Source organism: Geomonas diazotrophica, assembly GCF_019063885.1.
Taxonomy (GTDB): domain Bacteria; phylum Desulfobacterota; class Desulfuromonadia; order Geobacterales; family Geobacteraceae; genus Geomonas; species Geomonas diazotrophica.
The window spans coordinates 3,676,424-3,687,500 of the sequence record NZ_CP077684.1; the positions used below are offsets into that span (position 1 = coordinate 3,676,424).

An 11,077-nucleotide genomic window follows, 5' to 3' on the forward strand; every position below is an offset into this window, starting at 1 on the left:
AGTAAAATCTACCGCCGGCCGATACTATCAAAACAGGCTCAGTTGCAGCCAGCTCCCCCCCCAGAGGAGGCCTTGCGTTGGCAGTGGTTCATATCGACAACCTTACCCCCGGCATGGTCCTAAGCCGTAACGTCTGCGACCGCAGCGGTCGCATGCTCCTTCCCGCCGGCGCCGAGCTCACCGAAAAGCATTTCTCCATCTTCCGCATGTGGGGCGTGCTCGAGGTCGAGGTGGTCGGCGAAGCCGTCGCTGAGGATGTCGAGACGTCCCCCCCCCTGAGCCAGGAGATCGACCCGGAGCTCCTCGCCGAAGCCAGGGCGGAAATGGAGCGTCTGTTCATCTACAACGATCCGGAGCATCCCGCCATAAAGGAGCTGATGCGCATCTGCACCGAGAGGAGGGCGAGCCGTGCTGCGTAAGCCTCAACTGTCGGTGGAACACATGGTGGAGGATGTATCCACCATCCATTCCCTCCCCCTATTCTATTCGCAGCTGTCCGAGGCGATCGATCATCCCCGCAGTTCCATCGGCGACATCGCGAAGATCATCGCCGAGGATCAGGGGCTCACGGCACGGATCCTCAAGCTCGCCAACAGCCCGCTTTTCGGCTACTTCTCCAAGATCGACACCATCACCCAGGCCGTCACCATCATCGGGGTCCTCCAGGTGCGCGACCTGGCCCTGGCCCTCTCGGTCATGGACGTCTTCAAGGGTATCCCCGAGGACCTGGTGAACATGGAGCAGTTCTGGAAGCACAGCATCGCCACCGGGCTCGCCTCCAGGATACTGGCCACCAGCCAGCGGGAGTCCAACCTGGAGCGCTTTTTCGTGGCCGGGATCCTGCACGACGTGGGGAGACTGGTGATGTACGTCAAGATACCCGAGATCTGCCTGGAACTGCTGGAGGAATGCCGCGCGACGGGATCTCTTCTGCACCGCTCCGAGCGGGAGAAACTCGGTTTCGACCACGCCGAGGTCGGCAGCGCCCTTCTCAAGCGCTGGAAGATCCCCCCGCGGGTGGCCGAGCCGGTGGGGACCCACCACGACAGCAGCAAGGGGGACCAGTACCCGAGGGAGGGAGCCATCCTGCACTTCGCCGACCTGATCGCCCACGCGCTGCAGATAGGCAACAGCGGAGAGATTTTCGTACCGGAACTGGACCTGGGCGTCTGGGACCGGCTGCAGATCTCCAGCTTCTACCTGCCGACGCTGGTGAAGCAGGTCGATGCCACCTACGAACAGACTGTTTCCGCACTCTTCGGGGGGGAAGATGCCGCCCGATGACGCGCGGGACATCCAGATCCGCAAGCTCCAGGAAAGGGTGAACTTCCTCGAGGAGAGCAACCTCAACTACCTGAAGACTCTCGACGTCCTCACCGCCTGCAGCGATTTCCAGTCGGACATCTATCGCCTCAAGGAGTCCTCCTTCGTCATCAAGGCCGTCTTCGGTCAGTTGAGGCGGCTGATCCCATTCGTGACACTCTCCATGTTCGGCATAGACGAGGACTCCTCCTTTGATCTGACGGTCTGCGAGCCGGAGAAGGCCAAGGCTGCGGTACGTAAAGAGGTGGAGGCAAGGGTGCAGGACGGCACCTTCGCCTGGGCGCTTAACCAGAACCACCCGGTCGTGGTACCCACCATCTCCGGCAGCGAGACGCTGGTGCTGCACGTCTTGGCCACCAACAGCCGCATCAGGGGGATGTTCGCCGGCATCATGCCCGGAAATCACCTGAACACCGAGGTCTCGACGCTGAACGCGCTGAGCAGCATCCTGATCAACACCGCCTACGCCGTGGAAAACTCCGAACTCTACGACATGCTCCAGGAGCACATGCAGAACCTGGAGCTGAAGGTACAGCAGCGTACCACCGAACTGGAGCACGCGCTGGTACAGGCCGAGGCGGCAACCGCGGCGAAGAGCATCTTTCTCGCCAACATGAGCCACGAGATCCGGACCCCGATGAACGGCGTGATCGGCCTGGCCCGGCTGCTCATGGACACGCCCCTTGACCAGGTGCAGCAGGACTACCTGGGGTCGCTGTCCGACTGTGCCGAAAGCCTGCTCACCATCATCAACGAGATCCTCGACATATCCAAGGTGGAGGCGGGCATGATCACGCTCGAGAAGATCGTGTTCGATCTGCATCGCTTCCTCGCCCGGTCCCTGCAGCCCTTCATCCTGCGCGGGCAGGAAAAGGGCGTGCTGGTCCAGTTGGAGATGGGACAGGGGCTGCCTCAGCTGGTCGTGGGGGACCAGGTGCGCATCGGCCAGGTGCTCGGGAACCTGGTGGGGAACGCTCTCAAGTTCACCCACAAGGGGGCCATCACCGTCAGTTGCCGTCTCCTTGAGCACACGGCGGGAGGGGTGCTTTTGAAGTTCGCCGTCGCGGATACCGGAATCGGCATCGCGCCCCAGGCGCTGGATGTCATCTTCGAGAAATTCTCCCAGGCCGACAGCTCCACCACGCGGCTCTACGGCGGCACCGGTCTCGGCCTCTCCATCAGCAGAAGTCTCGTGGAGCTCATGGGAGGCACCCTCGGTGTGGAGAGCCGGCTTGGCGAGGGGAGCGTATTCAGTTTCACCCTCCAGGCGCGGCTCCCGCTTCCCGGCGAGATGCCGACAGAGGACGCGGAAGAACAGACCGTCGAGGCGCTCGGCCCGCTGCGCATACTGTTGGTGGATGACGTTCCCATCAACCTACTCATCTCCTTGAAGCTCATCGCCAAGACCGGCAACCACCAGGTGGACTGCGCCGCAAACGGCGAGGAGGCGCTGGAGAAGTGGGGCCGGTCGCCTTACGATCTCATTTTCATGGACGTGCAGATGCCGATCATGGACGGGCTGGAGGCCACCAGGATTATCCGCTGCCGTGAAAAAGGAACGGGACAAAGGGTGCACATCTGCGCCATGACGGCCAACGCGATGAAGGAGGATGTGGAGATCTGCCGCCAGGCCGGGATGGACAGCCATATCTCCAAGCCCGTGCGGGAGAAGGAACTGAACGCCGTGATCAGGAAGCTCTGCAGCGAAGTCGCGCGCGATGAGCAACCGTCCGACGTCTTCGCCGGACCGGAGTCGGTGCCTCCCGCGACAGGCGAGGAGCCCGATTTCGACCTGGGTGACCTGTTGGAGCGGCTGGACGGCGACGAGGAGCTGGTGGGCCTGTTCGTCGTAAAGTTCGTGGAAGCGGTAACCGAGCACATTCGCCTGCTCAATGAAGCACTACAGCGGGGGGACCACGAGACCTGCTATTTCAAGGCACACACCATCGCCGGGACGGCGGCCAACATGGGTGCGCCGCGCATGCGCAAGATAGCGGCACAGATGGAACAGGCCGCAAAGGAGCGGGACCTAGCACCACTGCCCGCCCTTTTCGACCAGTTGCAGAAGGCTTTTGCGGCATTTGTAGCAGTGACCGCGCCTCCCTAAAGACCAGGGGCAAAAAAATGGAGGCTTAGCCCACAGCCCCCATTTTCTTGAAATCCGGATTTTGTTCTGCAACGCTCAGTTACGCACCGCCCCTGGTCAGGACTTCCATGGTTTGGATGGCGTCTTTGAGCTGGAACTCCAGTTTTCTCAGTTCTTCCTGCGTGTACACGCTGGTCCCTTTGCCGATCTCACGATGGAGCCTGTCGATCCTCTGTTGCAGCGAATCAACGCTGTCTCGGCAGTTTTGTGCTACCAGCAGGCATTCATCTTTCTGAAAATTATCACCCCCGTTCATCCCCATGCCTGTTTCAGCAGTCACCGGAAGGGCGGATATGAGCGTAACGGTAACAAGGAAACCCAACTTCCTGACAATACCTTTCATGACGAACCTCCTTTTTCAACTGCAATTCAGGATATTATCAATATAGGCAACGCCCTCTAAGATTGCAACTGAATTTCGTTATCACAAACACCGCTTTTCTAGCACAGCCCGTCTCTGTCCTCAGACATCACTCCCATGCCACTATGCCAGTGAACCGCGGTAAAGAAGCTCGAGCGACCGCCGGCATACTGTATACAATTTCACGTTCAAATTCCCTAAATATTCTAGTGCCTAAGCCGATATGTAATACAAATTGACGGCACCAAATTTTACACATCCGTGAGAAGAGGTCGACATTAATGAACATCAGCAAAAAGATTTTCATCGCGAACGTGGCCATCGTCCTGTTTGCCACCATAACGACATCGGCAGTCACGCTTTACGTGATCAAGAAGGAGATCACCCGCCAGGTCACCGTCGGCCTCACCTCACGTACGAAGGCCTTCCGCGAGCTCGTTGCTCCCAACGGCTCCGGATTCGCAGTCGTGAATGGCAAGCTGCAGGCAAACGGCACCGTTCTCGATGGTCGCAATGATTTGACCGACAAAATGAAGGATATCTTCGGAGGCGAAGCCACCATCTTCCGGGGCGACATCCGGGTTGCCACCACCATCAAGAAGGGTGACGGCAGCCGGGCGGTAGGTACCTCGCTGCAAGGAGCAGCCAGGGAAGCGGTCATAGACCGCGCTACCGCTTACATCGGCGAAGCCAAAATCCTGGGCACCCCCCATTTTGCGTCCTACCTGCCGCTGCTTGACAGCCAGGGGAAAGTCATCGGCGCCCTTTTCGTTGGGGATAAGAAGTCGCAGTTTCTCGCCGTTTTTGATGATCTGAAGTACCTGAGCCTGGGCATCTCTGTGCTGTTGGCCGGACTCCTGGCGCTGGTCGCGTTCCTGGTCATGCGCAGGGCGCTCGAGCCGATGCGGGCACTGATCGCGACCCTTAAGCACGTTGCCGAGGGGGATGGGGATCTCACCCGGCGCCTGGCCGAGTCCGAGGACGAGATAGGAACGGCGAGCCGGTACTTCAACCTGTTCATCGAGAGGGTGCACGCGATCGTCCAGACGGTTGCGGAAAATGCCAACTCCGTTACGGAGGCGAGTTCCGAACTGCATCACAGCACCGAACAGTTGGCGCGCACCACGGAAGAAGTGGCGGGCCAGACCGAAACGGTTTCGACTGCAGGGGAGGAGATGGCCGCGACCTCCGCAGACATTTCCAGGAACTGCCTGCAGGCGGTGGAAAGCGCGCAACGCGCCTGTGACATGGCCACCATTGGCTCCGCCGACGTCGAGCGGAGCATACGCGGCATGCAGCTCATCAACGAGAAGGTGCGCCTCACCTCCGAAAGCGTGAGCAGCCTCGGGGCCATGTCTCAGCAGATCGGTGAGATCATCAACACCATCCAGGACATCGCGGACCAGACCAACCTGCTGGCCCTCAATGCGGCAATCGAGGCGGCCCGGGCCGGCGAACAGGGGCGCGGCTTTGCCGTCGTCGCCGATGAGGTGCGCAACTTGGCCGAGCGGACCACCCATGCCACCAAGGAAATCGAGATCAATATCCGTTCCATTCAGGACGAGACCACACGAGCGGTGCAAGTGATGCAGGAAAGCGCAAGGGAAGCGGCCAAGGGGGCCGAGGACTCGGTGAAGTCGGGGCAGAGTCTCGAAGGGATCCTAAAACAGATCGGCGAGGTGACCCAGCAGATAGGACAAATCGCTACTGCGGCCGAGGAGCAAAGCGCTACCAGCCGTGAGATCAGCAACAACGTCCACCAGATAACGGGGATCATTCAGGGAACGGTCAGGGCCAACCGTGAATCCATGACCACGGCCGACAAATTGAACGCGCTGTCGGCAAACCTCAAGGGGCAGATCAGCAAGTTCAGCTATTAGAGACAAACTGTAGCGAAGATACACGGACGGCCCGGCACATGCTCGGGCCGTTTTTTTTGAAGTGGTCAGGACAGGCGCCAGTCGATCGGGTCCAAGCCATGCTGCACAAGGTAGGCGTTTGCCTTTGAGAAATGTCGGCAACCTAGGAACCCACGGTGCGCCGACAGCGGTGAAGGATGCGGTGCGCGCAGGACCAGGTGCCGTGCATCATCGATAACGGCTCCTTTTTTTTGAGCGTAGGCTCCCCACAACATGAATACGACGTGCTCCTTCTTCTCGTTCAAGAGGGCAATCACCCGGTCCGTGAAAACCTCCCACCCTCTCCCCTGGTGTGACGCAGCCCTCCCTGCCTCGACGGTCAGAACACTGTTGAGGAGCAAAACGCCCTGGTCGGCCCAAGCCCTGAGGTGGCCGTGCCGGAAATCAGCCGGCGCAAGCCCCAGATCTGCCTGTATCTCTTTGAATATATTCACCAGAGAGGGGGGCGTTTCGACGCCGTGCGGCACAGAAAAGCAGAGTCCGTGAGCTTGGTCCGGCCCATGATAGGGGTCTTGGCCCAGGATGACGACCCTGACCTTATCGAAGGAAGTGGAGTTCAGGGCGTTGAAGTATTCACTCCCTTTCGGATAGATCACCTTCCGCTTGGACATCTCCTTGCGCAGGAACTCTCTGAGGTCCCGCATGTAGGGTTTCTCAAACTCGTCCAGAAGACAGCATTTCCAACTCGGCTCCAACCGTATCTGCGATTCTGTCGACATCGTGGCAACTCCGCATGCCTCATCCGTGGAATACGCAAGAAATTAGCATACCCTTCCCCAGCGAGCCAAGCCCAATCTACCAACGCCCCCAGTTATGAGCTCTCCGTTGCCCTTGTGGACACGCCGAGCAACATTTGTTGCTGTGTTACTGCCCACGCCACAACATTGACAGCTTTTAATGCTGAAGTAGACTGGTGTGGTTGAAAAACAGAGGCGAATTTCGAAGGAGGAAACCATGCCGCTAGAATGTTCCGTTTTGGGCAAGGACCTGGCTATCACCGAGACCACTGTTCCCGTAATTTCTCCTTACTGGCGCCTGAAACGAAATGGTCATTGGGCACTACTATGCCGCTACGAGCAGGAGCAGGCTCGCTGCTCCATGCTGTCCCCTAAAATGGGCGCTACTCTGGCACTCATGGATGGCAGGCTGACTTTCAGGCACCTGTCGATGATAGCCCAATACGCCTTCGACCTGGAATCGCAGGAAATGTCGCAGGAGTTCGTTACAAGGGTCATCATGGCGGCGAACGGGGAGGATGATGCCGTTGTCAACATGACTCGGGAACTGGAACCTTATGTCAAACGAATCGACCCGTTTGATTTCGCGGTAAAGGCATCGAAATGGAAGGCGCAGGAAAGACCAGCTGTACCTATTTCGTTGAACCTGATGTTTTCCAATGATTGTCATACCAACTGCTCGTACTGCTTTGCAAAAGGACACTGCCTCCCCGAGAGCAAACTCTTGTCAACAGAGCGCTGGAAAGAGCTCTTGCGTGAGGCAAAATCGATGGGGATCGAACAGGTTTCCCTATCCGGTGGGGATCCGCTTTTTAGAAAGGACGCGTTGAAGCTGATAGAGGAACTGATCGATCTAGAAATACTCTTTGCTCTTTCCACGAAGTGCTACATTACCGATGAAATCGCAGACAGGCTGGTTTCCATCGGCATGACCCAGCCGGTCAACCAATACGTGCGCGAGATGCAGCTGAACATGGACCCCAATGAGCCGACGGCGGACAACCTGGCCGGCAGCCCGGGATACTACCACAGGGCGGTACACAGCATCAGGAACTTGTTGAAAAGAGGCTTCAACGTCAGGGTTAAAGCTGTGGTGACAGCTCTCACTGCTCCACACATCTACGAGTGGGTCGATGAGTTGCAGGATATGGGGGTGCGTCAGATATCGGTGGCGGCCTATAACAGAAGCCCCCACGGCAAAAACGAAACTTTATTCCTAAGCAATGAAGACAGGAATTCCATCATCGACCAGTGCCGTCACGCCAGAATCGACTTTCCTGAAATCGACCTCAGGACGATAGGATGTGAACCGCCCCAATACACTGTCTCGATACAGAAGGTCGCTACTGAAACTGTGAACGCACTACCTGATGAGGATGCGGAAATTCACGAGAAGCTGAGGTGCTGGAGGGAAGGCGATCACTCCTTTGGGGCACAATGCAGCATGACCATTACTCCCGACGGGAAAGTGATGCTCTACGACACCGTTCCGGAAGACGAAGCCCTGTTCGTAGGCGACGTCTCTGCGACATCGATACTCGAAGTATGGAACAGTGACCCCTTGCGGAACTCCCCAACCCCTAAGACGGAACAGCTGAAAGGAGCTGCATGTTACGACTGCAAGAATCTGGCGAGGTGTCAGAGCAAAGCAGGATACTGTTTCCGTGATGCCTATTTTAACTCCGGGACGCTGTTGGTGCCCCCTGCACAATGTCCCATGCTGCAGGGGGAGAGCAAGGTCTAAGCAGGCCCCGAACGGGGGCTTGAGAGTGGAGTTGCCTAGTCAACAGGAACGAAGAGGCACAGGCAAAAAGTCCGTCTCAGGACGCGAAAAAGCCCCGTCTGTTTTCAGACGGGGCTTTTTCTATTAAATTCCCTGCGGCGACCTACTCTCCCACATCGTTTCCAATGCAGTACCATCGGCCCTGAGAGGCTTAACTTCCGTGTTCGGGATGGGAACGGGTGTGACCCTCTCGGCATAGCCACAGAGAAACTCTTAGCTTTGGCTTACGCCATCGCAGTATGTTTCTCACAATCGCATTTCGTGTCTGTAGGATTTTTGGCAGTTTATGATCGGGGGGTGGAGAACCACCCCCCTCTCTAAGAATTTTTTATGGTCAAGCCTCACGGCCGATTAGTACCGGTAAGCTGAATGCATTACTGCACTTACACACCCGGCCTATCAACGTTGTGGTCTACAACGGGCCTTTAGGGGATTGCTCCCAGGGATACCTAATCTTGAAGGAGGCTTCCCGCTTAGATGCTTTCAGCGGTTATCCTTTCCGTACATAGCTACCCAGCGACTGCTCCTGGCGGAACAACTGGAACACCAGAGGTACGTTCAACCCGGTCCTCTCGTACTAAGGTCAACTCTTCTCAAGTATCCTACGCCCACAGAAGATAGGGACCAAACTGTCTCACGACGTTTTAAACCCAGCTCGCGTACCGCTTTAATTGGCGAACAGCCAAACCCTTGGGACCTACTTCAGCCCCAGGATGCGATGAGCCGACATCGAGGTGCCAAACCTCCCCGTCGATGTGAACTCTTGGGGGAGATCAGCCTGTTATCCCCGGCGTACCTTTTATCCGTTGAGCGACGGCCCTTCCATACAGAACCGCCGGATCACTAAGACCTACTTTCGTACCTGCTCGACTTGTTGGTCTCGCAGTCAAGCTCCCTTATGCCTTTACACTCTACGGCTGGTTTCCAATCAGCCTGAGGGAACCTTCGCGCGCCTCCGTTACTCTTTGGGAGGCGACCGCCCCAGTCAAACTACCCATCAGACAGTGTCCCCGACCCGGATGACGGGCCTGGGTTAGACATCCAAACAAACCAGGGTGGTATTTCAAGGTTGACTCCACCGAGACTAGCGTCCCAGCTTCAAAGTCTCCCACCTATCCTACACAAGCTTATTCGAATGTCACTGTCAAACTGTAGTAAAGGTGCACGGGGTCTTTCCGTCTTTCTGCGGGTACTCGGCATCTTCACCGAGAATTCAATTTCGCTGAGCCACTGGTTGAGACAGCGCGGAAATCGTTACGCCATTCGTGCAGGTCGGAACTTACCCGACAAGGAATTTCGCTACCTTAGGACCGTTATAGTTACGGCCGCCGTTTACCGGGGCTTCGGTTCAAAGCTTCACCTTGCGGCTAACAAATCCCCTTAACCTTCCGGCACCGGGCAGGCGTCAGACCCTATACGTCGTCTTGCGACTTTGCAGAGTCCTATGTTTTTAGTAAACAGTCGCTACCGCCATTTCTCTGCGACCCTCTTCAGCTGTGCGAGCGAATCGCCTTCACCAAAAAGGGCATACCTTCTCCCGAAGTTACGGTATCATTTTGCCGAGTTCCTTAACCAGTGTTCTCTCAAGCACCTTAGGACATTTATCCTCACCCACCTGAGTCGGTTTACGGTACGGTCACCTGCTGTCTGAAGCTTAGAGGCTTTTCTTGGAAGCATGGGATCGACGACTTTGCGGGGATACCCCCTCGTCATCAGTTCTCAGCGTTGAATGGAGAAAGGGATTTGCCTCCTTCTCCCGCCTACAACCTTAAACCTGGACAACCAGCGCCAGGATCGTCTACCCTTCTCCGTCCCCCCATCGCAACAACAGGTGGTACAGGAATATTAACCTGTTTCCCATCAACTACGCCTTTCGGCCTCGCCTTAGGGACCGACTAACCCTACGCAGATTACCTTTACGTAGGAAACCTTGGGTTTTCGGTGACAAGGTTTCTCACCTTGTTTTTCGCTACTCATGTCAGCATAATCTCTTGTGATACCTCCAGCCGTCCTCACGGTCGACCTTCGCAGGCTTACACAATGCTCCCCTACCACTTGATCCTTAAGGATCAAATCCGCAGCTTCGGTACTATGCTTAGCCCCGTTACATTTTCCGCGCAGACCCACTCGACCAGTGAGCTATTACGCTTTCTTTAAAGGGTGGCTGCTTCTAAGCCAACCTCCTGGTTGTCTGGGCATTTCCACATCGTTTTCCACTTAGCATAGATTTTGGGACCTTAGCTGGCGGTCTGGGCTCTTTCCCTTTTGACTACGGATCTTATCACCCGCAGTCTGACTCCCACAATAACAGTTAGCGGTATTCGGAGTTTGGTTAGGTTTGGTAACCTGGTGAGGCCCCTAGCCCATCCAGTGCTCTACCCCCGCTACTTACTTTGTGAGGCTATACCTAAATATATTTCGGGGAGAACCAGCTATCTCCGAGTTTGATTAGCCTTTCACTCCTATCCACACCTCATCCCCTGGCTTTTCAACGCCAGTGGGTTCGGGCCTCCACGAAGTGTTACCTTCCTTTCACCCTGGACATGGATAGATCACCCGGTTTCGGGTCTACCCCCAGCAACTAATTCGCCCTATTAAGACTCGCTTTCGCTGCGGCTCCGTTCTATGAACTTAACCTCGCTGCTGAGGGTAACTCGCTGACTCATTATGCAAAAGGCACGCGGTCACACTGGATTGCTCCATAGTGCTCCCACTGCTTGTAGGCATACGGTTTCAGGTTCTATTTCACCCTCCTCATTGGAGTACTTTTCACCTTTCCCTCACGGTACTGGTTCACTATCGGTCAGA

Annotated in this window: 7 protein-coding genes and 2 rRNA genes (1 of these 9 only partly in view); 5 read left to right on the forward strand and 4 right to left on the reverse strand. The window is 56.6% G+C overall.

Annotation, left to right across the window (positions count from 1 at the left end; genetic code table 11):
- Positions 1–83: 83 nt before the first annotated feature.
- The 3 genes from KP003_RS16075 to KP003_RS16085 are packed head-to-tail and all read left to right on the forward strand — an operon-like array spanning position 84 to position 3,430.
- A complete protein-coding gene (locus KP003_RS16075) occupies positions 84–419 on the forward strand; it encodes a hypothetical protein (RefSeq protein WP_239027673.1) in 336 nt (111 codons plus the stop codon).
- Positions 409–1,284, forward strand: coding sequence for an HDOD domain-containing protein (locus KP003_RS16080; RefSeq protein ID WP_216499934.1), 876 nt, complete (start codon positions 409–411; stop codon positions 1,282–1,284). The genes KP003_RS16075 and KP003_RS16080 overlap by 11 nt, the downstream gene beginning before the upstream one ends.
- On the forward strand, positions 1,271–3,430 hold the full coding sequence (locus tag KP003_RS16085; RefSeq protein WP_216499933.1) for an ATP-binding protein: 2,160 nt from the start codon (positions 1,271–1,273) through the stop codon (positions 3,428–3,430). The genes KP003_RS16080 and KP003_RS16085 overlap by 14 nt, the downstream gene beginning before the upstream one ends.
- Positions 3,431–3,509: 79 nt before the next feature.
- Here KP003_RS16085 and KP003_RS16090 read toward each other — a convergent pair whose 3' ends face one another.
- Entirely contained in the window at positions 3,510–3,812 is a 303-nt protein-coding gene (locus KP003_RS16090; RefSeq protein WP_216499932.1) for a hypothetical protein, read from the reverse strand.
- A 299-nt stretch (positions 3,813–4,111) separates the two neighbouring features.
- Here KP003_RS16090 and KP003_RS16095 point away from each other — a divergent pair, with 299 nt between their 5' ends.
- Complete coding sequence (locus KP003_RS16095; RefSeq protein WP_217299894.1) at positions 4,112–5,710, forward strand: methyl-accepting chemotaxis protein; 1,599 nt, start codon at positions 4,112–4,114, stop codon at positions 5,708–5,710.
- A gap of 65 nt (positions 5,711–5,775) precedes the next feature.
- Here the strand turns inward: KP003_RS16095 and ung are convergent, their stop codons facing one another.
- A complete protein-coding gene (gene ung / locus KP003_RS16100) occupies positions 5,776–6,468 on the reverse strand; it encodes a uracil-DNA glycosylase (protein WP_216499930.1) in 693 nt (230 codons plus the stop codon).
- Between the two features lie 235 nt (positions 6,469–6,703).
- Here ung and KP003_RS16105 point away from each other — a divergent pair, with 235 nt between their 5' ends.
- Complete coding sequence (locus KP003_RS16105) at positions 6,704–8,230, forward strand: radical SAM protein (RefSeq protein WP_217299895.1); 1,527 nt, start codon at positions 6,704–6,706, stop codon at positions 8,228–8,230.
- A 129-nt stretch (positions 8,231–8,359) separates the two neighbouring features.
- Here KP003_RS16105 and rrf read toward each other — a convergent pair.
- Positions 8,360–8,476 (reverse strand): 5S ribosomal RNA (rrf, locus tag KP003_RS16110).
- Between the two features lie 123 nt (positions 8,477–8,599).
- Positions 8,600–11,077 (reverse strand): 23S ribosomal RNA (locus KP003_RS16115) (it continues 481 nt past the right edge of the window).